At 61.1% G+C, this 22983-nt stretch carries 19 protein-coding genes and 2 pseudogenes; 7 read left to right on the top strand and 14 right to left on the bottom strand.

All coding sequences use genetic code 11. The features are described from left to right. Both ABRP88_RS10660 and ABRP88_RS10655 read left to right on the top strand, forming a co-directional pair. Positions 1 to 730: pseudogene (locus tag ABRP88_RS10660) on the top strand (IS256 family transposase); the annotation flags it as partial. Between the two features lie 20 nt (positions 731 to 750). Beyond that, a pseudogene (locus ABRP88_RS10655) lies at positions 751 to 1126 on the top strand (transposase); the annotation flags it as partial. A 209-nt stretch (positions 1127 to 1335) separates the two neighbouring features. On the opposite strand, the gene ABRP88_RS10650 reads toward ABRP88_RS10655, so the two are convergent. The 5 genes from ABRP88_RS10650 to trmB are packed head-to-tail and all read right to left on the bottom strand — an operon-like array spanning position 1336 to position 6238. Beyond that, a complete protein-coding gene (locus tag ABRP88_RS10650; protein WP_349837183.1) occupies positions 1336 to 1674 on the bottom strand; it encodes a DUF3054 domain-containing protein in 339 nt (112 codons plus the stop codon). After that, entirely contained in the window at positions 1671 to 2699 is a 1029-nt protein-coding gene (locus ABRP88_RS10645; RefSeq protein ID WP_349837182.1) for a lysylphosphatidylglycerol synthase transmembrane domain-containing protein, read from the bottom strand. Before ABRP88_RS10645 ends, ABRP88_RS10650 begins: the two co-directional genes overlap by 4 nt. Beyond that, a complete protein-coding gene (locus ABRP88_RS10640) occupies positions 2700 to 4853 on the bottom strand; it encodes an MMPL family transporter (RefSeq protein WP_349837181.1) in 2154 nt (717 codons plus the stop codon). It lies immediately after the preceding gene. A gap of 14 nt (positions 4854 to 4867) precedes the next feature. Next, the gene (locus ABRP88_RS10635; RefSeq protein WP_349837180.1) at positions 4868 to 5461 is read right to left on the bottom strand and encodes an NYN domain-containing protein; all 594 of its coding nucleotides are present in this window, start codon (positions 5459 to 5461) and stop codon (positions 4868 to 4870) included. Beyond that, the gene (trmB, locus tag ABRP88_RS10630) at positions 5462 to 6238 is read right to left on the bottom strand and encodes a tRNA (guanosine(46)-N7)-methyltransferase TrmB (protein WP_284771181.1); all 777 of its coding nucleotides are present in this window, start codon (positions 6236 to 6238) and stop codon (positions 5462 to 5464) included. Positions 6239 to 6598: 360 nt separating this feature from the next. Here trmB and ABRP88_RS10625 point away from each other — a divergent pair, with 360 nt between their 5' ends. After that, entirely contained in the window at positions 6599 to 8425 is a 1827-nt protein-coding gene (locus tag ABRP88_RS10625) for a phosphoenolpyruvate carboxykinase (GTP) (protein WP_349837179.1), read from the top strand. A gap of 215 nt (positions 8426 to 8640) precedes the next feature. On the opposite strand, the gene ABRP88_RS10620 is transcribed toward ABRP88_RS10625, so the two are convergent. The 4 genes from ABRP88_RS10620 to ABRP88_RS10605 all read right to left on the bottom strand — a co-directional run bounded on the left by ABRP88_RS10620 (position 8641) and on the right by ABRP88_RS10605 (position 10728). Beyond that, positions 8641 to 8883 (bottom strand): toxin, encoded by a 243-nt coding sequence (locus ABRP88_RS10620; protein WP_349837178.1) that lies wholly within the window; start codon positions 8881 to 8883, stop codon positions 8641 to 8643. Beyond that, positions 8880 to 9125, bottom strand: a complete 246-nt coding sequence (locus tag ABRP88_RS10615) for a ribbon-helix-helix domain-containing protein (RefSeq protein ID WP_023018103.1) — start codon at positions 9123 to 9125, stop codon at positions 8880 to 8882. Before ABRP88_RS10615 ends, ABRP88_RS10620 begins: the two co-directional genes overlap by 4 nt. Positions 9126 to 9233: 108 nt before the next feature. Continuing rightward, on the bottom strand, positions 9234 to 9935 hold the full coding sequence (locus ABRP88_RS10610; RefSeq protein ID WP_349837177.1) for a CPBP family intramembrane glutamic endopeptidase: 702 nt from the start codon (positions 9933 to 9935) through the stop codon (positions 9234 to 9236). A 46-nt stretch (positions 9936 to 9981) separates the two neighbouring features. Further along, a complete protein-coding gene (locus ABRP88_RS10605) occupies positions 9982 to 10728 on the bottom strand; it encodes a class I SAM-dependent methyltransferase (protein WP_349837176.1) in 747 nt (248 codons plus the stop codon). A gap of 24 nt (positions 10729 to 10752) precedes the next feature. Here ABRP88_RS10605 and ABRP88_RS10600 point away from each other — a divergent pair, with 24 nt between their 5' ends. Then, positions 10753 to 11862, top strand: a complete 1110-nt coding sequence (locus ABRP88_RS10600; RefSeq protein ID WP_349837175.1) for a glycosyltransferase family 4 protein — start codon at positions 10753 to 10755, stop codon at positions 11860 to 11862. On the opposite strand, the gene ABRP88_RS10595 is transcribed toward ABRP88_RS10600, so the two are convergent. Both ABRP88_RS10595 and ABRP88_RS10590 read right to left on the bottom strand, forming a co-directional pair. After that, the gene (locus ABRP88_RS10595; RefSeq protein WP_349837174.1) at positions 11756 to 13237 is read right to left on the bottom strand and encodes an MmpA family trehalose lipid delivery protein; all 1482 of its coding nucleotides are present in this window, start codon (positions 13235 to 13237) and stop codon (positions 11756 to 11758) included. The two genes, ABRP88_RS10600 and ABRP88_RS10595, sit on opposite strands and share 107 nt — an antisense overlap. Next, entirely contained in the window at positions 13218 to 14411 is a 1194-nt protein-coding gene (locus tag ABRP88_RS10590; RefSeq protein WP_349837173.1) for a porin PorA family protein, read from the bottom strand. The genes ABRP88_RS10595 and ABRP88_RS10590 overlap by 20 nt, the downstream gene beginning before the upstream one ends. A 50-nt stretch (positions 14412 to 14461) precedes the next feature. Between ABRP88_RS10590 and ABRP88_RS10585 the strand changes: the two genes are divergently transcribed. After that, on the top strand, positions 14462 to 15601 hold the full coding sequence (locus ABRP88_RS10585) for an acyltransferase family protein (protein ID WP_349837172.1): 1140 nt from the start codon (positions 14462 to 14464) through the stop codon (positions 15599 to 15601). On the opposite strand, the gene ABRP88_RS10580 is transcribed toward ABRP88_RS10585, so the two are convergent. Genes ABRP88_RS10580 through ABRP88_RS10570 form a run of 3 tightly spaced genes read right to left on the bottom strand, consistent with a single transcriptional unit; the run spans position 15501 to position 19412 of the window. Beyond that, positions 15501 to 18671 carry an alpha-(1->3)-arabinofuranosyltransferase domain-containing protein gene (locus tag ABRP88_RS10580; RefSeq protein ID WP_349837171.1) on the bottom strand — a complete coding sequence of 1057 codons (3171 nt, stop codon included), beginning with the start codon at positions 18669 to 18671 and terminating at the stop codon, positions 15501 to 15503. The two genes, ABRP88_RS10585 and ABRP88_RS10580, sit on opposite strands and share 101 nt — an antisense overlap. 14 nt (positions 18672 to 18685) lie before the next feature. After that, the gene (locus tag ABRP88_RS10575; protein ID WP_284831214.1) at positions 18686 to 18883 is read right to left on the bottom strand and encodes a DUF2613 domain-containing protein; all 198 of its coding nucleotides are present in this window, start codon (positions 18881 to 18883) and stop codon (positions 18686 to 18688) included. 22 nt (positions 18884 to 18905) lie between these two features. Beyond that, complete coding sequence (locus tag ABRP88_RS10570) at positions 18906 to 19412, bottom strand: universal stress protein (protein ID WP_034659544.1); 507 nt, start codon at positions 19410 to 19412, stop codon at positions 18906 to 18908. A gap of 58 nt (positions 19413 to 19470) precedes the next feature. Here ABRP88_RS10570 and ABRP88_RS10565 point away from each other — a divergent pair, with 58 nt between their 5' ends. Then, the gene (locus tag ABRP88_RS10565; RefSeq protein ID WP_349837170.1) at positions 19471 to 20610 is read left to right on the top strand and encodes a glycoside hydrolase family 3 N-terminal domain-containing protein; all 1140 of its coding nucleotides are present in this window, start codon (positions 19471 to 19473) and stop codon (positions 20608 to 20610) included. A 34-nt stretch (positions 20611 to 20644) separates the two neighbouring features. Further along, entirely contained in the window at positions 20645 to 22333 is a 1689-nt protein-coding gene (locus ABRP88_RS10560; protein WP_349837169.1) for a VanW family protein, read from the top strand. Positions 22334 to 22983: the final 650 nt, after the last annotated feature.

Raw genomic sequence — 22983 nt, 5'->3', positions numbered from 1 at the left:
TCCGCGTACATGGCAATTGGTGTGGATCTCGACGGTATCAAGCACATTGTGGGATTGTGGATTGCCAAAGAAGAAGGCGCTTCATTTTGGGCGCAGGTATGTGCCAATCTTTCCAATCGTGGGGTCAAAGACGTCTTTATCGTCTGCTGTGACGGGCTTAAAGGCCTGCCGGAAGCAGTAGAGGCAACCTGGCCGAACTCTATGGTGCAAACCTGTATCGTGCACCTGATTCGTGCCGCTAACCGGTGGGTAGCCTACGGGGAGCGCCGGGGCGTATCGGCCGCGTTGAAAAAGATTTACACCGCCGCGGATGAAACCACAGCACAGGTTGCTTTAGACGAATTTGAAGCCTCTGAATTGGCAGAAAAGTATCCCCGCTCAGTCAAGGTCTGGCGGGATGCTTGGGCGCGTTTCGTACCGTTTCTGCAATTCCCACCAGCGGCCAGAAAGGTTATCTATGACGGCGAATTCGATTGAATCATTCAACAATGAACTGCGTAAAGCTACCCGCAACAGGATGCAGTTCACCAACGATGAATCAGCGATGAAGACGCTATGGCTGATGATCTGCAATATCGAAGACAAACGCGCTGCAAAGAGAGCGAAGCAGGGCAAACGAGTCTCAGCGACAGCCGGCAGACTCATGGAAGGAGCCCGAGTTTCCGGCTGGAAACAAGCCATTAACCAAATGGCCGTGGCCTACCCCGACCGCTTCGATAAATACCTATAAACCTAACCCCACACACAAACAACTTGACACGCTCTGCTCTAGCCCACGCACACGGTGTGCGTGGCAGTCTTGACAAGGCTATATTCCATTGACGATCACGGCAGCGTGTACACCTCACAAGCCTTTAGGAACTATTGCTCGTCGCTGGGTGTGCGCCAGTCCATGACAGCGGTAGGAACGAGTGCCGATAATGCCCTGGCAGAGTCGTTTAACGCTACTTTAAAGCGGGAAGTGCTGCGTGATCGGAAAGTCTTTGACAATCCCATTATCTGCCGGCAGGAAGTCTTTAGGTGGTGCATGCGCTACAACACGCGCCGGCGACACTCGTGGTGCAACCTTCTAGCTCCCGATGACTTCGAAGCACTCACATCAGCTACACTGACCAAAGCAGCATAGCTAACCCCGACGTGTCCACTGTCCGGGGGTCAGGCCCACTCGTGATGGCCGCCTTATTGTGCACCAGCACGAGGCTCACCACGGACTCCAGATACACCACACCAGCGGGCGCGACCAGTTTTGACTGATATGTGCCAAATTACAGCGGCTTTCCCTATAGAGGCAAAGCCGCTGTGTCGCTGTGCTTAGCGGGTGTCTTTTACGATCTGCTACTTGCGGGCGAATAGCCGCCAGCCAAAGAAGAACAGGGCGGACATCACGGTCGCAACAATGAGAAAGCTCCAATGGGGCAGGCGGCCATTTACCACGATCCACAGGGCCATGCCACCGATGATGGCGGACAGCCACACTACAAGGCCCTCTTTCCACTTGCCCTGGACCTTTGTGGCCAGGATGATGGCCCAGCCGATGAGCGCGCCTACCGCCCAGGGCCAGAAGGCATCGACCCAGCTGGAAAAGCTCAATCCGCCGTGGGCGAGGCGGGCGGCGATGGCGAAAATCATCAAGGCGATGATGTCAATGAGCGGAGCAATACGCGTGGAAGTCATACAGTTTCCTTTTCTTTTTCTTTACGGGATAGCGTGGCGTAGGTAATGCCCTTGCGGGCATAGTGCCAGAAGTAAATGACCCAGCCAATAGCGGTGATGAAGGCAAAAGAGATAAGGCGGTAGATAATAGCCGTACTGGTGGCATCCACCGCGGTCATGCCCGTGGCCACGAGCGTGGCGATGATCGCCGCTTCCACCGTGCCCAGACCCGCCGGGGTGACCTGGGCGGAGCCGGCCAGCTTGGCGGTGAGATAAGCCAGCGCGACGCCGGCGATGGTGGTGGTGTTATCGGCAGAATCAGTCGTGGGCATCTGGCCGGTCACGGCCCACACGCAACCCCAGAGCGCGACCATGTCGATTAACCGGTTGGCCAAGGAGTAGAACGACGCCCAAGCGAATTGCCGGCGGGTGAGGTGCACTTCCTTGAGGCTTTCCACATGCTCAAGTAGGGCTTCGCGCTTGGAGCCTTTTACCAGCTGCTGCTTTTTTACCCAGCGCTCCAGCGTTTCGGGGTGGTTGCTTAGCCAGAAGAGCCCGCCGGAGAGCGCTAGCATTACCGCCAACGTGCCGATGAGGGACCACAGGGCCATATTGGCGTTGAGGAAGAGCACGCCGCCAAGACCAATGAGCACCAGCCATAAGGTGGAAATAGCGGAGGAGAGCACGAAGAACCAACCGCACAGGACCACCGAGGCACCCCAGGTGCGCTGCACGTGGAAGGTCAAAATGGCAGAAAAGGCTGGGCCCGCGGGCATGGTGGTGGACCAGGAATTGGATGCAAAGGTAAGAGCGGCGGTTTCCGTGGCCTCCACTTCCACGCCACCGGCCCGGATGAGCAGGCGCATGACCTCGCCCATCGCCACGACGGAGAGGACGGAAGCAACGACGACAAGCGTTACCGGTCCTGGTTCGGCGTGGGAGAGACGTGAGAAACCTTCGCTCAAAAAGTCCAGCTCATCGCGGAAGACGTAGATGAGGATGGCTAGGACTATGAGCGAGGCGATAACTTGCAGCCAATTTTTCAATTATTTATCTCCTTCAAGGCGCCGCTTTAACTCACTGAAGGGAATGGTCTTCCCACGGCGGGTGGTACTACCAGAAAGCCTAGTGGTCAAGTGGTGCAGCCAGCTAGGCGCCCACCAGTTATCCTCGCGCAACAAGTGCATGACGGCGGGGACGAGGAGCATGCGGACAATGGTGGCATCGATAAGCAGCGCAAAAATCATGCCGTACGCTATGTATTTCATCATCACGATATCGGAGAAGCCGAACGCGCCCGCCACCACGATCATAATCAGGGCCGCCGCCGTGATGATGCCGCCAGTATGCGCGGTGCCTGCGGCGATGGCCTCGTCCGTGTTATCGCCGCGCCGCCGCGCCTCCACCATGCGGGAGACCAAAAAGACCTCGTAGTCGGTAGACAGGCCATAAATGATGGCGATGATCAGCACCAGAATGGGGCTCATGAGTGGGCCGGGCGAGAAGTTCAGCGCGCCGGAGCCCACGCCGATGACGAACATGAGCGTGAGGATGCCCAGGGTGGCGCCCAGGGTCAATAGCGTCATGACAATGGCCTTAATCGGCAGCACGAAGGAGCCAAAGACTAATGCCATGAGGATGAAAGTGGCGAGGACGACGTAGAGCGCCATCCACGGCAGCTTGTGGAAGAGCGCATCGAGCGATTCGACCTCCATGGCTGGCGTGCCGCCGACATAAAGGTTGACGCCCTCGGGCGCGGTAACGTCCTCGAGCTCGTGGACGATTCGCGCGTAGTCCTCGCGGTCCTTAATGCCGGCCGAAAGGACAGTAGTCCCGTCCTGGGTGGCGGTCGATGGACCCATGGGTTCGGTAAGGCCGTCGAGGCCGCGGACTTGCATGACGACATCGACAAGCTGCTCGTTGGTGGCGCCTTCCACCACGAGCTTGACCGGCTCCGTGCGGAAGGCGGGGAACTCGTTGTTGAAGCTATCCTGCGCCACGCGGGTGTCGTGGTTGGGCGGCAGGTAGGTCTCGTTGATGCCGCCGAAGGTGATGCTCATGATAGGCAGCGCCAGTGCAATGAGCAGGCCGCAGATGGCCAGGGTCAGGCCCTTGGCCCGGCGCATGGCCCAGCGCGGCAGCTTGTACCACCAGGTGTCCTGAATGGTGCGGGCCGTGCGGGAGGTGCGGCGCACCGACCACAGATCGATCTTGGGCCCGAGCATGCCAAACAGGGCCGGCAGGACGGTGACGGACAGCAGGGCCGCCAGGCCGACGGCGGAAATCGAGCCATAGGCAACGGACTTCAAGAAGGCCTGGGGGAAGAGGAAGAGTCCGGAGAGCGCGACGGCGACCATCGCCGCGGAAAAGACCACTGTTTGCCCGGCGGTGGCGGTGGTGGTGGCCACCGCATCCTTGGTGGAGCTTCCCTTGTCCAATTCCTCGCGGAAGCGGGAGACCATAAATAGACCGTAATCGATGGCCAGGCCCAGCCCCAGCAGCGTGACTACTGCTTGGGCAAAGACGTTGACCTGCAGGAAACCGGTCAGGATGGCCAAAATTCCCAGTGAGCCCAGGATGGATAGGCCACCGACGATAAGCGGCATGAACGCCGCCACCACGGAACCAAAGACCACGAGGAGCAGCAGTCCAACGAGCGGGAGCGCTGCCTTTTCCGCACGCGCAATATCTTCTGCCATGCCTTCATCGAGGGCATCCGCCACGGCCGTAGCGCCGGCAACCTTGACCGGCGCGGAAGTATCCGTCAGCGCGCTCTCGATGGCGCGGAAATCCTTCAGCGTTTGTTCGTCATCGCCCTTAAGCCCAATGGCGGCAAAGGCCAGCGAGTGATCATCATTGACCAGGTTGGGGTTCTTGCTATCGAAATAGCTGGTGACAGAGTCAATCTGATCCGGGTAATCCTCTTTGAGCTGCGCCAAGTGCTCCTTGGCGGCATCGAAGTTCTCATCGGGCGAGCTAAAGAGCAAAACCACGTCGCCGGAATTATCGCGGCCGAACGTTTCCTGTTCGATCTGCGCCGCGCTTGTCGATGCCGCATTCGGGTCCTCCCAGCCCTCCTGGCTCATGCGTTCCTCGAGCTGGGTTCCAAAACCTACGAAGAGGGCAAGGATGGCACCGAGGATGACGATGGGAATGACCTTGCGGTGCGCATAGGAAAATCGTCCCCATTTTTCAAACATGTGGGGTAAGCCTCCTAGCTATTATTTAGTAGCGCAGCCAGCGGGCGGAATGGCTGGAGCCATGCACCACCTTCAGGCAGGTTATCCAGGTTGACGCGGGGCAGCGGCTCGCGGAAGACGCCGTCAATATCTTCTAGGTCAACGAATTCGATCTCGGGGTGGCCCACGGCCCAGGAGGCGTGTTCGTGGAAACCTAGGACGGTAACGGGCAGGCCTTCATCAATGAGCTCTTCCAGCAAGGGTTGAAAGTTCTGGCCATCGGCAGAGGCGACCACGACGCCGGCGAGATCAGCGCGCAGTTTTTCAATGTGCTCGATCATGTCTGGATCCACGTCATCATCTTCGTGGATCTTCGGCTTGGCAAAGACGCCAAAGCCCACATTGCGGATGGCCTCTACCCAGGGGCGAATCACATCGGCGCCGCCGGGGGAGACATTGGTAAATACTGCGGCCTGCGGATCGGCATCGACATCTACCGCGCGGTAGACCAGCCACCGGCCGATGGCATCAAAACGCGGGCGGTGCGCCGCAGTGGGGCGCCCGCCGAGCAGGGAGCCGAGCCCCATATCCATATTGGGTGCGTCCCACACCAGTAGATAGGTGCTCATTTACTTCTTCTCCCACAGGTATTCAGTAATGACGTGTTCTTTATCCAGGCCCTTGCCCTCAAACTTGGTGATGATTTGGCGATCTACCAATTGCGGGCAGTCTGGCCACGGCCAGCCCTTGTACTCCAAACTGGGCTCGACGTGCACGAGCTCATCTATCCATTCGGCATAACCGGCGTGATCGGTAGCAACGTGCAGGACGCCACCCTTCTTCAACCGGGAGGCAAAGAGGTTGAGCGTGCCGGATTGGATGATGCGGCGCTTGTGGTGGCGCGCCTTGGGCCAGGGGTCCGGGAAGAAGACGCGGATGCCGTCCAGGGATTCTGGGGCAATCATGCGCACCATGACCTCCACGCCATCGCCGCGGATCATGCGAATATTATCGATGCCCTCGCGCTCGATCTGACCCATGAGCTTGGCCAAGCCAGGCTTATAGAGTTCTACCGCGATGATATTGGTGTCCTGCTCCAGCGGTGCCATGGCCGCGGTGGAGGTGCCGGTGCCGGAGCCGATTTCCACGATGGTCTTGGCGCCGGTGCGGCCGAACCACTCAGCGACATCGATAAGCTCATCGCTTAAGACGCGGCCCAGTTCGGGCCAGCGCTGCTCAAAAAGCTGGTGCTGGTTATCCGTGAGCGTGCCGCGGCGAAAGGTGACATTGCCCAGGCGCGGGTAGTCCAGGTCATTGTCAAAGACCGCATTGAAGTCCGTTTGCGGCGGGCGACCCGGTGGCATTTCTCCGGCAGGGGTGTTTTGAGAATTATCCGTGCTATTCATTGCGCCCTATTTTTCCCTGTCCAGGCATGGCAAGCAATATGCCGCGCCGGGTATTTTCCCCGCCGTATGGGGGAGGGGATGACCGGAGGCTTTGACGGGGGTGGTGCTTTGTGGCGCGGAGCGGAAGAATGGGACACTTTGGTACCCCCGGAATGGTGTGGAGGGTGTCACGCCTAATATCACAATTGTTCGCGGTGCGCTTGGTAAACGTCCGCTCACGGCGGTGGATATAACCGGAGTGGGAAAAATGACACTTAATGTGACCAATATTTTGGCTCTGCCGGTTAATCTGGAGGCGGAAGGCAAAGTTGGGCCGTGATGTGCCCCGATTTTCACATCCTATCCAGAGGAGAATTTTTAATGACCGCCACCATTCAGGGCCTCGTTGGAGAGCTGCCTACAGACAATCAAAAACTGATCGACTGGATTAATGAAAGCGTTGAGCTTTTCCAGCCGGACGAGGTGGCTTTTGTGGATGGCTCGCAGGAAGAGGCTGACCGCCTCGCCGCGGAGCTAGTAGAAAAAGGCACCCTCATCAAGCTAAATGAGGAAAAGCGCCCGAATTCCTACTTGGCGCGGTCCAACCCTGCGGACGTTGCCCGCGTGGAATCCCGTACCTTCATCTGCACCTCGAAGGAAGAAGATGCGGGCCCAACCAATAACTGGGCACCGCCAAAGGCCATGAAGGAAGAAATGACGGAGGCCTTCCGTGGATCCATGAAGGGCCGGACCATGTACGTCGTTCCTTTCTGCATGGGCCCTATTAGCGATCCAGAGCCCAAGCTCGGCGTGCAGCTGACCGATTCCGCTTATGTGGTCTTGTCCATGCGCATTATGACCCGCATGGGTGCAGAAGCACTGGACAAGATCGGCACGGATGGGGATTTCGTCCACGCCCTCCACTCCGTCGGCGCCCCCCTGCAGCCAGGCGAAGAGGATGTTGCTTGGCCGTGCAACGACAATAAGTACATCACCCAATTCCCAGAGACCAAGGAGATTTGGTCCTACGGTTCCGGCTACGGCGGCAACGCCATCTTGGCCAAGAAGTGCTACGCGCTGCGCATCGCGTCCGTCATGGCAAAGGAAGAAGGCTGGATGGCTGAGCACATGCTCATCCTGAAGCTGACCAACCCAGAAGGCAAGAACTACCACGTCGCCGCCGCATTCCCATCCCAGTGCGGTAAGACCAACCTGGCCATGATTACCCCCACCATTCCGGGCTGGAAGGCCGAGGTCGTGGGCGATGACATCGCCTGGCTGCACCTGCGCGAGGACGGCCTCTACGCCGTAAACCCGGAAAACGGTTTCTTCGGCGTTGCCCCTGGCACCAACTACGATTCCAACCCGATCGCCATGGATACCATGAAGCCGGGCAATACCTTGTTCACCAACGTTGCGCTTACCGATGACGGCGATGTCTGGTGGGAGGGCATGACTGACGAGGCACCAGAGCACCTCATCTCCTGGACCGGTGAGGACTGGACGCCGGCATCGTCCACCAAGGCCGCCCACCCGAACTCCCGCTACTGCGTGCCGATTTCCCAGTGCCCCACCGCCGCGCCGGAATACGACGACTGGAAGGGCGTCAAGATCGATGCCATTCTCTTCGGCGGCCGCCGCAAGACCACGGTTCCGCTGGTGACCCAGTCCTTCGACTGGAACCACGGCACCATGATCGGTGCACTGCTGTCTTCCGGCCAGACCGCAGCCGCAGAGGGCGAAGTTGGCGCGCTGCGCCACGACCCAATGGCCATGCTGCCGTTCATGGGCTACAACGCCGGTGACTACCTGCAGCACTGGATTGACATGGGTGAAAAGGGCGGCGACCGCATGCCGGAGGTCTTCCTCGTTAACTGGTTCCGCCGCGGCGACGATGGCCGCTTCCTGTGGCCAGGCTTTGGCGAGAACTCCCGCGTCCTCAAGTGGATCATCGACCGCATCGAAGGCAACGTAGAGGCCGAGGATACGGTGGTCGGACGCACCGCCCGCGCCGAGGACATCGACTTGGAAGGCCTTGACTTCGAAGTCGACGACGTTCGCGCCGCACTCGCCGTTGACCCGAAGGAATGGGAAGGCGATATGCAAGACAACGCCGAGTACCTGAACTTCCTGGGCTCCCGCGTGCCCGAGGAAGTGTGGAATCAGTTCCGCGCCCTGAAGAAGCGCGTGGAGGACGCAGCTTCCTAACGCGTTTATCCGCGGTAATTCCCCGCATAAAGCTAACCCCAGCAGCGTAAAGCTCTGGGGTTAGATCTTTGTTGGGGTTAAACAACACATTCTGTGGTTTAGGCCTCGGAACGATTCCTGCACTACGAAAGTGGGAATAAATCGTCTCTAGGATTGGTCACGGATCCAACAGGGCCCCTCGGCGAGTGCCTCAACCGGTGAGGATCGGGACATCGTTATTCGATGAGCTTGCTGTAGTGTGGGCGAGCTTTCATTACATGGATTAATAGTTCGTCCCCGTCGGAGGCAACAACCACGACGGTTTCCAGCAGTCGAGCATGGGTATCAAAACCGAGGCGGAGTTCTCGCCATTGGTTAGGGTCTTCGTCAAGAGGCTCTATCCACTGTGGATAGGAAGCAGCATGGATTCCGTCGGTTTCTGCGATACCGTGCTTTGTGGCGGATTTGGCTGTTCTCATGCCGCCGTGAGTGCGCTGATTGCTTGGCGGACAAGCTCAGATCGGGTGAGATTCTTTTCCGTAGCCAGGCGATCTAGGGCGCTAAGTTCATCGGCAGTCAGGCGCACAGCGACGACCTGAGCAGGCTCTGCCCCGCGACCGGGGCGTCCACGTCCGCGCTTTTTCAACACGTCTGGGTCGTAGCCTTCTTCTGCTTCGGAAACCCACGTGTCGAGTTGGTCTTGAGTGATGTTCACAGGCATGAAAATATCGTATAACGAAAATTGTGCGCTGTCGATATGAAGCGTTGTGAGTTTAGGTCCTACCTCGGCTACTGAACTAGCGTTTTTCTCCCGCTGCGAAGGGACTGCTTAGCCCGATAGTCCCGCCAGGGCCGTGATTGCCACGACCGTGTTATTTGCAATGTGAATGCACAGGGGAGCGGTAAGTGTCTTGAACCAGAGGCGCGCGAGCACCAAAAAGGTGCCAAAGAATGCGATGTAGAGCATTACTGCGGGGATGCCGTGTGCGAGGGCGAAGACAGCGATGGTGATAAGCACTGCGGCCCAGGTGGGCATGGAATTTTGCAACCAATCCAATAGAACGCGGCGAAAGGCAACTTCTTCGACCAAGGGAATGACAAGCGCGGTGCTGAGTATCACCGTGATGGTGGCGGCGGGGCTTATCTTTAGGCCGGCGGAAAGGTTATTGCCGGCTGGTTCGCTGCCCAGTAATGCATTGACGGCGCCCGTGGCCGCAGCAGAGCCCAGAATGGCGACGGGAATCCACCACAGCAGGTGCCATAAGGAATGCTCGGCTTTCACAAACCCGGCATCGCGCCACGACCAGCCCAAGCGGCGGGAAAAGCCGTACCAGACCGTTCCCAAGCCGAAGATGGCGCCGCCGACGGCGATGCCAAAGGCCACCCAGGAACCGCTCTTTGTAATGAGGCCACTGGCGATGCCAATGAGTGCCGCACCGGCAAATGTGGCGACGACGCTTGCCACGGCCCACCCCAGGTGAGCTGCGCGAACGGCGGGAGAGAGCTGTGAGCTTTGTAGTTGGTCCGTCATGCTGGGCAGTATAGTAGGACAACCTCGGCGCAAGCTGTGGCGTGGCCTAGTCTGGTTGTAGTACCAGCGTCAGGTTGGATACGGCGAATTCGCGCAGGCCAGGAACCTTGGTCAGCCACCATGCCCAGCTGGGGTGGTAGCGCGGAAAGGCGAGCTTTAGCGCGCCGGTGGACTTGGCCCAGGTGAGGCCGGTGGAGCAGGGGACATTAAATAGCGAGGTGCCAAAGACATTCTTGGGCGGGTGCCCGTGGCGGCGGGTATAGCGGTCGCGGGCGAAGGCGCCACCGACGTAGTGTTCCCACAACCCGGTTTCGTGGCCGCCGAAGGGGCCGAGCCAAACGGTATAGCTCATGATGCACAGGCCGCCGGGGCGGGTAACGCGCAGCATTTCTTTGCCCATATCCCACGGGCGGGGGATGTGTTCGGCGACATTAGAGGAATAGACCACGTCGAAGGAATCGTCCGCGAAGGGCAGGCGCGTGCCATCGCCGCGCACGGAATTGCTGAGGTGGATATTGGCCGCAGACATTTCCCCCGCATCGGGCTCAAGGCCAACGTAGGACGCGCCGCGGTCCGCGAAGGCTGCGGCAAAATAGCCGGGGCCGCCGCCTACGTCGAGCACGAGGGCATCGGCAAGCGGCACGCCCAAGTCGTGGCCCAAGTTCTCCACCAACCTGGCCGTATCTTCTGCCAGGCCGCCGTAGAAAATATCGGGGCGGGATTGCTCGAAGCGGAAAGAGCGCAGCAGCGCCCAGGAGCGGGAGAGCGTGGCCATGTCGCGGGTGTGTTTCATAAACCACTAGGCTAATACCCCACGATGAAAATTCTTTTACTATGCTGGCGCGATTCCACCCACCCGCAGGGCGGTGGCTCCGAGCGTTACCTCGAACGCGTAGGGGAGTACCTAGCGGCGCAGGGCCACGAGGTGGTCTTTCGCACCTCTAAGCACATGAATGCGGCGCGCCGGGAGGTTCGCGGTAACGTGCGCTATAGTCGCGGCGGTGCCAAATTTGGCGTGTACCCGCGCGCGTGGATGGCCATTGCTGCCGGGAGAATGGGCCTGGGGGATCTGCGCGACATCGACGTGGTCATCGATACCCAAAACGGCATTCCCTTCTTCGCGCGGCTGATTTCCGGCGCGCCGACGGTGCTACTTACCCACCATTGCCACCGCGAGCAATGGCCCGTGGCCGGTCCGGTGCTCGGGCGGCTGGGTTGGTTCTTGGAATCGCGCGTGGCACCGCGGGTATATCGGGATTCGACCTACGTCACGGTCTCGCAGGCCTCGCGCGAGGATTTGGAGGCGCTCGGCATTGACGGCGCACGGATCATCGCCAATGGCCTAGACCCCATTCCGGCGCACGTGCCTTCCCTCGAGCGCGAGGCGGATAAGCACCTGGTGACCCTCTCGCGGCTAGTCCCACACAAGCAGATCGAGCACGCCATGGATACGGTGGCGCGCACGCCGGGGGCGGTATTGGATGTGATTGGCTCGGGCTGGTGGGAATCGAACCTGCGCGATTATGCCGAAACGCTCGGTGTGACAGAACGCGTGCGCTTTCGCGGCCAGGTTACGGAAGACTATAAGCACGCCTTGCTCGCGCGTGCCGATGCCCACCTCATGCCCTCCCGCAAAGAAGGCTGGGGCCTTGCCGTCATGGAGGCCGCCCAACATGGGGTGTCCACAGTAGGTTATGCATTTGGCCTGCGCGATAGCGTAATCGATGGTGAGACCGGAATCCTTGTAGAAGAAGAAGGTGACTTCGTGGCGGCCACCCAAGAGTTACTGGATAACGCGGAGTTGCGCCGGCTCCTAGGTTCTAATGCCCGGGAGTTTGCCGCGCGCTTTTCGTGGGAGAAGACCGGCGCTGCCTTTGCGCAATTGCTCCAAGGCTTAGTAGCGGGGAAACCATCCACAGGGCGGTAAGTGTCCACGGCAGCTCGGGGCGCGGGGCGTTGGTCTCTGCGGCGATGGCGCCATCTATCACCACGACGCCCACCCCAAGTTCCGCAAGGCCTGCCATATCGCGGTCCTGCCAGGCGCGCAGCGCCGCGCGGTACTGCGGTGAGGCCTGATCGATGACTTCACCGTCCACACTGAGCTCGCCGGATTCCACCATGGGCACCGCCTTGGAATAGGGATCGACCGCGACCCCCGGGGCCGCTTCCCCATGCACGCCGCCATTTTCCGTGGGAACCTCCACCAAATTGGGCCGTTCGGGGAAAAAAGCCAGGCGTCCGTCGATATCGCGCACCAACTGCTCATCCACCCCGGTATCGCGGGGAGAAAGCACGGCAAGGCGGGACGGGGCGGGGAGGACCTGGATGGTGGCAGCCACTAGCGCCAGCACGGCCGGAATCTGCGGCAGCGCGCCGATGGAGGCGACGTATAGCGGCAGCGCGAGCATCGTGAGTTTGTGGCTATCGCGGAAAAGACCCGCCCCCGGAACGTTATCGATGGCCCATTCCAGCATGCCGGGCAAGAGCCAACACGCCAGCGCCCCGCCGAGTCCCAGCGCAGCCAGGACGGTCAAGCGCGCCGGGAGGCGGTGCGCGCCCGCCAGCGCGAGAACTGCCACGAAGAGGCCGAACACTGCCAAGCCCAGGGCGGCCTCACCATTCCAGATTCCGCCGAGTCGCAACAGCGCGCCCACCGTGCCCACGTGTTCTTCGGCCCGCGGGGAAAAGGCCGCGACGGCGGCTGCGGCATCGCCAGGCACGCCGGGTTGGAAAAGGCCTGGAACCAGCCACGGCAGCCACAAGAGGCAGCCCGCCAAGGCCACTCGCTTCCGGCAGGTAAAAAGGGCTGTGACCACCGCAAATAACCCGCCGGTGGGGGTAAGCGATGCGCCCCACATGGCCAGCCATGCCAGCCAGCTGTGGCGGCGCCCCGCCCAGGCGATAACCGGGAGTAGCCAAGCGGCGATGGCCAAGGACCACTGGCCTTGCAGGAGGCGTTCGATGACAAAAGGATTGGCCACCGCGATGGTCATCGCGGCCAGCGCGGCTACCGTGGTACGAGACCACAGCGCGGCGGTGAGCGCGGCGGCCCCGGCGGCGGCAAAGATGAGTACCCGGGCGGCCCAGGCGCCGCCGAGTAAGGCCAAAAACCCATCTTGGGGCGCGTTGCGGGCAGGCAAGCTACCCGCGCCCAGCGCGGATGGGGTAAGCCCCGGATCGTTTAAGAGCGCCATATCGCGCCAGAGGAATTCGCCGGGCAGCGCGAAGGGCCAGCACACCGCGGCTACGAGAATAATTCCCCACAGCCCGAGGAGGATGCGCCTAGGCGTGTGCGGCATCATGGGCGTCACGGTGGCGGCGCATGTACTGGTAGGCGGCGAAAATGAGCAGGGAAACGCCGATGGCCTTGCCCAGCCAGCCAACGGCCATGAGCCCCCGGATGGCGTAGATTACCGGGCGGACCTCGTCGAGGCGCTCCGCGCGGGTATCCTCTGACCACCGGAAATCTGCTGCCAGCACGGAGCGATCTGCGGTGTCATCCTCTGCGATGAGGGTTCCCGCCTGCTGGATATCGGTGGCGAAAAAGACCTTGACGTTTTCCCGGACATCCACGATGGTGCCGGTGGTGGGCTCGACCGAAATATCGCGGCCCACGGTATAAAAGGGCTCGACAATGACGGTGGCATCCGCATCTAGATCTAAGAGCTCGCGCGAGTGGCGGTCATAAAAACGGCTTGCGGGACCCGTTAACTGGAAATCGCCGGATTTCAGCTCGTCCGTTTTAGTGGTGCTGCCCAAATCTGCGCTGATATTGCTAAAGGTGTTCTTCAGCGGCAGCGGCTGTACATCCTGGTGATAGGAATAGATGGGGATGCCATCCACCTTTGAGTCACCGGTGAAGTCTATCGGCGTGGATTCCTGGGCCAGGAAATCAAAAAATGCGTAGGAGCGCTGCTCGGTGCCGGAGGGGAAGAAATAGGTCAGGCCGTCTCGTTCGAAGTCCTCCCGGGTCAGATCGGTGTTGAACTCGGGCAGGGCGAGGGCCCATTTATTGACCGGATCCGCTACCGGGAACGTGGATTCGCGGTTGAGCACAGAGTGTTGATCAACGGAGGCGATTTCCTCTTGGGAGTCCCTGTCTTTTCCAGCAAGCAGGCTGGTGACGGAATCGGTGGTGGCGATGGTGTCATCATCGTCGACCTCGCCGGTGGCAATGGTGCGCTCCAGGGTCAGCGGCTCGTGGTGCTGGTAGCACCAGACCGGGGCGGATTTGTCGGTGCAGCGCGGGTCATCGCTGGATGTGGTATCTGAGGGAGCTTCACCGGCCATGAGGGCGCGCACGTCCATCCACACCGCGTCGGTGGGCCCGCTCGAGGTGGAAAAATCTTTATCCAAGCCCAGTGGGCGGGTCCGGTTATTGTAGAGCGTTGGCGCGAGGGTACCGATAAGGAGGAAAATGATTGCGGCAATGACAACCCACGCCCGTGGCGAGCGTGGCCAAAGGTAGCGGCTCATTGCAGTACTATATCCAATCAGTTTCAGGTTTCCGGGGTAAAGGAGCAAGCGTGCGCACGCAGGCATCTGTGAAAAGACTACCCCAGCACCTGCCGGAGCTAGATGGCCTACGCGCGGTTGCCGCATTAGGGATCATTGTCACCCACGTATCCTTCCAAACCGGCACCGGGTGGGGATTTGCCGGGCGCTTTGATTTCTTCGTCGCCGTTTTCTTCGCCCTCAGCGCCTTCCTCTTGTGGCGCCGACGCGGGCTGCACACGGTGCGCGGCTACGCCCACTCCCGCATCGCGCGCTTGGCACCGGCCTATTATGCCTGCGTGGTATCGGTTTTGCTGCTGCTTCCCGATGCCCACTCCATCACCCCCACCCAGATCCTCGCCAACCTGACCTCCACGCAGATATATGTAGTCGATGGCCTTGCCCCGGGCCTTACCCACCTGTGGTCGCTGTGCGTGGAGTTTTTCTTTTACCTGGTACTACCGCTTCTGGTCTGGGCCCTTGGCAGCCTGCCGCAGCGCTGGCGCATGGCCGTTATCGCCGGCGCCGCCGTGCTGAGCTGGGGGTGGGGATTTATCCCCTTTGTCGCGGACTACTCCGAGGACCAGGTCAACTCGCAAATCTGGCCGCCGGCCTATGCCTCCTGGTTCGCGGTGGGCATGCTGGCGGCGGAGGTGGAAGAAAGGGGCATCGGCAAGCGCACGGCGCGCCTCCTGCGGGTGCGCTGGGCCTGGGTTGTGCTGGCGGCAGTAGTGCTGTGGGTGGCGAGCCGGGACTGGTTTGGGCCGGCCGGGTTGGTACATCCGGAGCCGGACGAGTTTGCCCGCCGCATCATCGCCGGGGCGGTATTCGCGGCGTGCGTGGTGGTGCCGGTGGCCCTGGTTCCACGTGGAACCTCGTGGCTTACCTCGCCGCTCATGCAGGCGTTGGGCGCGTGGTCCTATTCCATTTTCCTGTGGCACGTGGCAGTTCTCGCTGTAGCCTTCCCGCTGACCGGGGTGGCGCTGTTTAGCGGGAAACCGCTGGATTTTTGGGTGATCCTTGCCGTCACGGTGGTGGGCACCGTTGTGGTTTCTGCGGCGAGTTACACGCTTATCGAGCGCCCGGGCCGCGATCTTCTGATGGGCCGCGGCCGGGGCCGGGGCCGGCGGCGGCGAAAAGGCAGGCCAGCCCCGCGGCACATAAGCACATAAGCAGCACGGAATCGCCTGCATAGGCCCCTGAGGTCCACGGGGCACGGGCGAGGATGGCCCCGGCCGCGGCTACCACGCCGCTGGCCAAATAAGCCCGCGGAATGGTGGTCCAGCGCACGATGAGCCAGGCGGCCATGCCCGCAAGCGCCGCCGGCCACCCCACCAGTGCCAGGCAGGCCAGCGAGTACATCGCAGAGGCCATGCCACCAGGATGCGGGTGCCAGGTGGGCTGCGGGCTACGGCGCGCGGCGAAAAGCAGGCAGAAACCCAGCGTGGCCAGGCCGAGCGCACCCCCAAAGAGCAGGGCGGCGCGGTAGGCAGGCTGCGCCTTAAAGGTCATGCGGAATTCCCCATGCGTGCCCGCCGGGACGATAAACGCCTGGGTGGCGGCATCAATTTCGCGCGGGGTGAGCTCGGTATCGCCTATAAAACCGCGCAGGCCCTTATTAAAGGCGCGCCCGGTAACGAGCAGGCGTTCATCCTCTGCAGAATCGATGGAAAAATCGGTGAGGCGATAATCGCTCGGCGGGGACCAGCCCTTCTCCGTCATGGACACCCACGCGCCGGTGGTGCGCACGCGGTGGACGCCGGGCTCAAGGGTCAGGGTGCTGCCGGGGGAGTACCGGTGGGAATCGATAAGCACCGGTTTGGTGGAATCCACCGTGACTTCCATGCGGCGCGGCACGGTGACATCGCGAATGAGCACGCCGGTATCGTGCACCATCTGCTGGAAGAAGAATTGGTGCACATTCGGTGAGGTATCCGGCACGGTGACCACGCGCTCGATGGGGTGGCCTTCTACCTCCAGTTCCGCGATGCCGGTGCGGTGGGATAATTCCACGCGGATGGCTTGCGAATCCCCGCCGGGCACGCGCACCGTCTTGGAGCGAAAGGCTTGCAGATCCACCTCTACTGCCGCGCCGCCTGAGCGCACCGTCACCGTGGTGGAGCTGGTTACCATGAGTTTCAGGCTCGGTTGGTTAAAGCCACCGCGCAGCTCGATCCAGCCTTCATCATCGCCGGGTGCGGGCCACCAGGCGGTGGAATTTTCCCCATCGACGGCGGCGGTGGCGGACTTTTCCGGCTGGGCGCCGCCAAAGGCGGTGGCATCGGCGGCAGAAGAAGAGACTTCGACATCACCGCCGTGGGTCTCCACCGTGGTCAGTGGGCCGGCGGAGGGATAATCGCGCAGGCGGTTATAAACGTGGCTGGGATCGTCTGTGGACAGCGGCGCCGAGGCGGCGCCGTGGAGCGTGCCGTAATTGCGATCTACCAGCGTGGGAGTATCGGTGACGATATCGGCGTCCCCTTCCACCAGCTCGCGGGCGGCGGGGCCATTGTGGGCATCGAGGAAGGCCAGCGCCTCGCCGCCACCGGCCACGCGGACGGGATCTGCTGAGGTCAAAGCCATGGAATGCTGCTCGAGAAGGATCACATCGACCTCGCCAAAAGTATGCACTTCACCGCCAAATTTGCTGCTCAAGGTGTCATTATCGGCGGCAAAAAGATCGTGGCGCACCATCACCGCGCCGATGCCCAGGCGCTGCAAGGCGCGCACGCCGCTGGCCGGGTCCTCGTCTAGCGCTGCCATCACCCCGTCAAGACCACGGATGACCTCCGGCGGCACGAGGGGAATGGCATCGCGGACGGTCCAGGGGACATCAAGAAGCGGCTGCGCCGGCTCATCGCGGGTCCAACCCCACTCCTGGCGGGCGAAGGAGGCTTCGGGATAAATCAGGGTGCGGGTATTTTCCGCATGCTCGTTGATGTAATCCGTGGCCTCATGCCAATAGTCCGGCACCTCGTCGTAGGCGCCTAGGGGCAGCAGCCGCTGCGACCACGCCGGGGAGAGCGCGCTGATGCACACGAGCAGCACCAGCGCGCCTACCGTCTGCTTCTTGGTGGGCCGCAGGCCGGTGGGCAGCGGCAGGCGCTGGCAGGCGCGGGCAAAGCCCAACAGCAACGGGATGCGCACCAGCGGATCGAATTTGTGCAGGTTGCGCAGGGGCGCCAGCACCCCATCGAGCGCGTCGAGGTACCACGCCGCCTGGCAGCCCAAAATCGCCACGCCGGTAATCAGCATGATGGACCACACGCGGGGCAGCCGGCACAAGCCATACATGCCAATCGTGGCCACGGCCATGGTGATAAGGACAAAGAAGGCAGAGGTCGCGAGCTCGTTGCCGGCGATGCGCTCGGCATCCGCAAAGGGCGACCAGCTCGTCGTCCCGCGCAGGATCTCCGGCAGGTTCAGCCACCGGGTGGTCACGCGGGAAGATTCGATAAATTCCGTAAACGGTGGGGCGTAGCGGCCCAAGATTATAAGCGGGCCAATCCACCACACGGATACGCACAGGCAGCCAAGCAGCCAGGCCGCGCCGGGCTTGAAGGCGCGGCGATAGACCACGATGACAAGCGCCGGGGTACATGCTGCGAGCGTGGCGGTGGCGTTGACCGCGCCCATCAGCGCCACAGGAATCGTGGCGGCAGCAGCATCGCGCCAGGTGATTTTTTCCCGCAGGAAGGGCAGGATGACCCACGGGGCTAACATGACGGGCCAGGTTTCAGAAGAAATGGCTGTCAGCGTGGACAGCGAGCGCGGGGAGAGCGCATAGAGCATCGCCGCCACCCAGACCCAGCGGCCGCGTAGGCCTATCCGGGTAGCTAGCTTGTAAAAGCCAATAAAGCCCACGCTTAAGACCAGCAGCCACCACAAGCGTTGGGCTATCCAATCCGGCAGGGGCTCGGTTAAAACAAAAAAGGGGCCCTGCGGGAAGAGGTAACCGTAGGCCTGGTTCTGCAGCTGGCCCAGGGTAAAGATATCGGTATAGGCATCGAGCGCGCCGCGCAGGAAGTGCCGCGGGTTCGCGGCCAGATCGTGTTTGGTATCGGCGGCGGTCAGGCCCCACGGCTGTACCGCGAGGATGAGCGCCAAGGCAATGATGCCGAGCGGGTAGGGCCGGGCAAGGCGCGCGCAGCGGTGGCGCAGGGCGCGGGCTAGCGCGCGGTAGCGGTGTACATAGGAACCGCCGTGTGGGCCGCGGGGGAGCTGATCGGTCCGGTCATGCACGCCGGTGCGCCCATCTAATTGCGGGAACCGTATTCAGGCCCGCCCAGCACCGCATCATCGGGGGAGACCGCATTGCCTTCCGGCACGGTATCGCTGCCGGAGAACTGGGCGATGCCAATGATGGTGATAATGCCCAGGGCGATGCCCACAACAGCGCTACCCACGGCGGGGCCGAGGGTGCGCTTGTTTAAAGAATCGGATTCCAGAGCCATGGCTAAAGATATTAGCAGTTACTTAGAAGTATTCCGGATCGTCGTCATCCGCGTCTTCGTCGTTTTCTTGCGGGACGATAAAGACGGGCAGGCCCGCATTGCGCACGATCTGGTCCGCCGTGGAGTTGGTCCACCAAGCGCGAAAGCCGGTGAGCGCGCGGGTGCCGGTCACGATGACATCCACGTCGAGCTCGTGTGCTGCATCCACGATGGCCGAAGAGATGGTGGTGGCGGATTCCACGAGGTGGGCGCGGCCGGCTAGGCCTAGGTTTTCGGCCAACTGGGTGCCCTGGCGGCAGATCTTCAGCGCCTCTTCGTAGGCAGGATCGTCTTCCACGCTATCGGGGGACACGGTGGACTGGTGCATGCCCGTGCGGCTGACGGCGCGCGCGGTTTGGCGGGCCACCGGCTCCCACGCGGTGAGGATTTCCACCGTGGAGGGGCGCAAAAGCTGGGCGGCGTACTCCAAGGCGCGGTCGGCGCGTTCGGTGCCATCATAGGCAATTAACATTGTTTTGCCGTTACTCATGTCACTAGTCTACCCACCGCTTGGGACAGTTCGCGAGGAATCCTGCACACTGGAAGGCATGACATATTCCCGCATCATTGCCAGTTTGGGCCTCGTGGCGGTGCTGAGCGCCTGCTCTAATTCCGCCTCGGACGAGGACAAGGCGCGCGAGTCTGCGGCCCCCGCGACCTCATCGCCGGGTAACGCCGCGTCCGCCACGGAGGCCGCCCCAGCCCCGGCTCCAGCGCCAGCGCCGGACGATATTCGCGCCACCGCCGCCTCGGTGCTCATGCCGCCGGCGACCAGCTATGAGGACGCCAAGGCCAAGCTGGAGGCCGGCGTGGGAGGCATCTTCATCCCGAGCTGGGCGGATCCTGGCTTGCTGGAGGAAGGTGGCCGCAATATTAACGCCCTGCGCGCGGAACTAGGTCGCGATTTTGAGGTTGCCATCGACTTTGAGGGCGGGCGCGTGCAGCGTTTTTCTGAAATCTTGGGCGAATACCCCTCCGCGCAGCAGATGGCGGCGGACAACTCGCCGGAGCAGGTGGAACAGCTGGCGGGGGACATCGGCAAGCGGCTCATGGACTACGGCATCAACGTGGACTTCGCGCCGGTACTCGATGTCGATGGGGATGACCTCGAGGTTGTGGGCGATCGCGCCTTTTCCACCGATCCCGCCCAGGCCGGTGAGTACGGCGCCGCCTTCGCCCGCGGGCTGGATGCAGCCGGGGTCAAGGCTGTATTCAAGCACTTCCCCGGCCACGGTCGCGCCTCGGGCGATACCCACCTGGCGGAGGCCATTACCCCGCCGCTGGAAGAGCTCGAAAACCACGAGTTTATTCCCTTCCAAAACGCCATTCCCGCCGCGCCGAATGCGGCGCTGATGATGGGGCACCTCGCGGTCCCGGGCCTGGGCGATGGCCAGACCCCTGCTTCCATCCTGCCGGAGGCCTACGGCCTTGCCCGCGAGGCCTTGCAGTATGACGGCCCCATCTATACCGATGACATTGGCGGCATGGCGGCGATTTCGGATTCGCTGCCGCTTACCGATGCCGTCATTACCTCCCTCGCCGCCGGCGCCGACATGCCCCTGTGGTCCACCGAGGCCGATATCAATGCTGTGATCGATGCCGTCGTGGGCGCCGTGGATGAGGGCAGGTTGGCCCCTGAGCGCCTCGGCGAAGCCGCCCGCCACGTGCACGATGGGGACAGCGACTAGGAAAAACGCCCCTTTACCCGTTAATCTTTAAGGCGTGAAGAAGGCAGAAGGAAAAAACGGTGCAAAGGGCTGGCTTATCACGCTTGGCGTGATCGTTGGCTTCGTCCTCATTGCGGGCATCGCTTATGCCTGGGATGTTATAGCAAACCAGGACAAGATCCCGCGCAGCGTCTCCGTCGGCGGCGTGGATATCTCCGCCATGGAGCGCACCGCCGCCGTGGCCAAGCTCGAGGACGAACTCAATGGTGTTGAGACCCAGCCCGTGACCGTGAGCGCAGGCGATCTGCAGTCTGAATTTACCCCTGCCGAATCCGGCCTAGCGCTGGATAACCAGGCCGCCGTCGATGGCATCGAGGAGCCTTCCCTCAACCCGATTACCCGGCTGGTTAGTTTCTTTCGCTCCACCGAAGATATCCCGGTAGAAACCGATGTGGACGATAGCAAGCTGCAGCCCACCCTCGACCGCGTAAAGGACGAGCTTTCTACCGATCCGGTCGACGGCATGCTCGAGCTTAATAACGGTGAGCTCAAGGTCACCGATCCCACGTTGGGCCAGACCGTAGACGGCACCGAATTGCACGATGCCGTGGCAGCGAATTGGCTCGATAAGGCTGGCGTGCAGGTGGAGCCGGAAGAAATTGAGCCGGCTATTAATGACGAGGCCATTGAAAAGATGCGCACCGGCGATGCCGCCAAGGCCCTGGATAATCCGTTGACCTTGAAGGCCCAAAATAACGTAACCGCCACGCTAAATAAGCCGGAGATTTCCCAGTTCACCAGCATTGAGAAAAAGGATGGTCGGTTGCACCTAGTAGTCGATAGCAACCGCGCGCAGCAATTGCTGCAAGAGCGCAGCGATGGCGCCGATGTGCCTGGCGTGAATGCCAAAGTGAAATTCGCTGGTGGCTCCAAGCAGGTCACTCCCTCCCAGGACGGCGAGATTATTGACTGGAAGCCGACCATGGAAGGCTTTGATAAGCGCGTGACTGGCGATGACCGCGAGTGGGACGCTACCTACAAGCCGGACCCAGCCGAGTTCACCACCGAGGACGCCGAAAACGCGACGTTTAACGATACCGTGGGCGAGTTCTCCACCGGTGGATTCTCTTCTGCTTCTGGGCGCAATATTCAGCTGGTGGCCCAAGAGGTCAACGGTGCCGTTGTGAACCCAGGTGAGACCTTCTCCCTCAATGGCTATACCGGCCCCCGCGGCACCGCGCAGGGCTATGTGGAATCCGGCATCATCATCAACGGTCACTCTGGTACCGCCGTGGGCGGTGGCATTTCCCAGTTCGCCACCACCCTGTTTAACGCCGCCTACTTCGCCGGCATGCAAGATACCGCGCACACCCCGCACTCGTACTATATTTCCCGCTACCCGGCCGGCCGCGAAGCCACCGTGTACGAGGGCGCCATTGACCTGCAATTTACCAATACATTCAATACCCCAGTGCAGATCGAGACTAATTTTGGCGGCGGTGAGATCACCGTCCGCTTGAAAGGCACCAAGACGGTAGAGGTGGAATCCATCAATAACGGCCGATGGGCCAAGACCGAGCCACAACCGAGGTCCGTGCCGGGCAGCGACTGTTCGCCATCATCCGGTGCACCGGGCTTTACGACGTCCGATACCCGTATCATCAAGGATCTCAGCGGCAAGGAGCTTTCCCGCGAGACTAAAACCACGGTCTACGATCCACAACCCATCGTGCGGTGCGGATAGCTAGTAAATAGCGCGCTGTTAACAACCTGATCGGGGTGGTCAAAGCCACTACGCCGCCGGTTCCGCCGACGATATCTACAGCTCAGGTTTTGTCAGACCGTGGAGTAGTTCCTGGTGGAGTTTATCGCTTTCATCGTCAACATCGTCATTTACACCGTCATCGGCACCGGTTGGTTGATGATTATCAGAATGATGGATCAATTTTTCGGACGTCTCGATTGAGGCTATGACAAAGGCTCCAGCAGTGGGTGTAATTCGACGCTGTGGGAGCTAATGCGCTATTCAGGCCATACCGTAAACTTGTCCGGCTAGGAGGAAAGGAATTGTGATGGTCTAAAGGTCAGTCGTGGCATGTTTGATGTGATGCATAGTCTTGGCCAAGCTAGGTATATGGTATCCACCAAACTTGAATTAGGCTCCGCTTTTCTCACCCGTGCCGCCACTTCAAAGAGAATTAGGATGCAGTAAAATTTTCGTCAGTAAGTCGGTAACCCACTACCGTACAAGACTCCCGCCACATCGATTGTGATGCACACTTAGGGGGTAACTGATGTAAATCCCATTTCGGTACTGGGGCCCGACCCCCGGACAGTGGACACGTCGGGGTTAGCTATGCTGCTTTGGTCAGTGTAGCTGATGTGAGTGCTTCG

It is taken from the genome of Corynebacterium sp. KPL2734 (genome assembly GCF_040225595.1).
Classification (GTDB): Bacteria; Actinomycetota; Actinomycetes; order Mycobacteriales; family Mycobacteriaceae; genus Corynebacterium; species Corynebacterium rhinophilum.
The sequence above is the reverse complement of the archived record's forward strand: the minus strand, read 5'-3'. Positions and strand labels throughout refer to the sequence as shown.

What these genes read in the sequence shown, in the direction of transcription:
- trmB (WP_284771181.1), bottom strand. Translation starts at nt 6,238, where the DNA reads ATGAATAGCACGGATAATTCTCAAAACACCCCTGCCGGAGAAATGCCA.
- ABRP88_RS10565 (WP_349837170.1), top strand. Translation starts at nt 19,471, where the DNA reads ATGACATATTCCCGCATCATTGCCAGTTTGGGCCTCGTGGCGGTGCTG.
- ABRP88_RS10640 (WP_349837181.1), bottom strand. Translation starts at nt 4,853, where the DNA reads ATGTTTGAAAAATGGGGACGATTTTCCTATGCGCACCGCAAGGTCATT.
- ABRP88_RS10650 (WP_349837183.1), bottom strand. Translation starts at nt 1,674, where the DNA reads ATGACTTCCACGCGTATTGCTCCGCTCATTGACATCATCGCCTTGATG.
- ABRP88_RS10575 (WP_284831214.1), bottom strand. Translation starts at nt 18,883, where the DNA reads ATGGCTCTGGAATCCGATTCTTTAAACAAGCGCACCCTCGGCCCCGCC.
- ABRP88_RS10600 (WP_349837175.1), top strand. Translation starts at nt 10,753, where the DNA reads ATGAAAATTCTTTTACTATGCTGGCGCGATTCCACCCACCCGCAGGGC.
- ABRP88_RS10590 (WP_349837173.1), bottom strand. Translation starts at nt 14,411, where the DNA reads ATGAGCCGCTACCTTTGGCCACGCTCGCCACGGGCGTGGGTTGTCATT.
- ABRP88_RS10635 (WP_349837180.1), bottom strand. Translation starts at nt 5,461, where the DNA reads ATGAGCACCTATCTACTGGTGTGGGACGCACCCAATATGGATATGGGG.
- ABRP88_RS10620 (WP_349837178.1), bottom strand. Translation starts at nt 8,883, where the DNA reads ATGAGAACAGCCAAATCCGCCACAAAGCACGGTATCGCAGAAACCGAC.
- ABRP88_RS10605 (WP_349837176.1), bottom strand. Translation starts at nt 10,728, where the DNA reads ATGAAACACACCCGCGACATGGCCACGCTCTCCCGCTCCTGGGCGCTG.
- ABRP88_RS10595 (WP_349837174.1), bottom strand. Translation starts at nt 13,237, where the DNA reads ATGATGCCGCACACGCCTAGGCGCATCCTCCTCGGGCTGTGGGGAATT.
- ABRP88_RS10625 (WP_349837179.1), top strand. Translation starts at nt 6,599, where the DNA reads ATGACCGCCACCATTCAGGGCCTCGTTGGAGAGCTGCCTACAGACAAT.
- ABRP88_RS10615 (WP_023018103.1), bottom strand. Translation starts at nt 9,125, where the DNA reads ATGCCTGTGAACATCACTCAAGACCAACTCGACACGTGGGTTTCCGAA.
- ABRP88_RS10570 (WP_034659544.1), bottom strand. Translation starts at nt 19,412, where the DNA reads ATGAGTAACGGCAAAACAATGTTAATTGCCTATGATGGCACCGAACGC.
- ABRP88_RS10610 (WP_349837177.1), bottom strand. Translation starts at nt 9,935, where the DNA reads ATGACGGACCAACTACAAAGCTCACAGCTCTCTCCCGCCGTTCGCGCA.